This window comes from Hymenobacter agri (assembly GCF_054778495.1).
This window is the reverse complement of sequence record NZ_BAAGZM010001152.1, coordinates 1-746: the sequence shown is the minus strand read 5'-3', so window position 1 is coordinate 746 and position 746 is coordinate 1. Positions and strand designations below refer to the sequence as shown.

Sequence of the window (746 nt, the reverse complement as noted above, 5' to 3'; positions counted from 1 at the left end):
AGCGGCTCGCCGTGGCTGGGGTTGGGCAGCAGCACGTAGGGGCTGGCGGTGCCGGAAACGTAGAGTATCGGGCTGAACTGCGTGCCACCGCTGAGGTCGCGCTGACGCAGGCGGTAGTAGGCGGCCGCGGGCGCGTCGGTATCGTCGTAGCCGTAGGTGGCGGGGGCATTGCCGCCGCGGGCCGAAACAGTGGCGAGGCGGCGGAAATCGGAGCCGGTGGCCGATTTTTCGAGGTCGAAGCCGGCGTTGTCTTTTTCCATCGCGGTGGCCCAGCTCAGGCGTACGGTGCCAGCGCTGGTGCGGCGGCCCTCGAAGCGCGTGAGCGTGACGGGCAGCGGCGTGGTGCTGTTGCCAATGGCGAAAGCCGAGAAGGTGCTCACGCCGCTGCGGGTGGCCGTGAACGGCCCGCTGCCGGTGATGGTGGCGCGGCCGATGGCCGCCCACACGTTGCCGGTGTTCGCATCATTATGGTATAGCGTGCCCTGGCTGGGGACGAAGCCGGGGTTCTGGTTGGCGGCGTTGTACTGGAAGGTCATATTCACCACCGGACCGGTGCCCAGGGTGGGCGTGGCTTCCCAGGTGCGGTTCACGAATTCGTTAGCGCGGGCGTAGGGGGCGCCGCTGGTGCCGTTGGCCAGCACGCCGCTGAAAGTGCGGACCTGGAACTAGGTACCGGTGCCGCTGTTGGCCAACGTGAGGGGCGTGAACGAGGCCGCCGTGCCCACCGGGAACGCCACGGCCGAGCC

The 746-nt window shown here is 68.9% G+C and carries 1 pseudogene; it reads right to left on the bottom strand.

The features are described 5' to 3' along the window. Positions 1-641 (bottom strand): annotated as a pseudogene (locus tag ACYVDE_RS25040) (hypothetical protein); the annotation flags it as partial. Positions 642-746 lie beyond the last annotated feature (105 nt).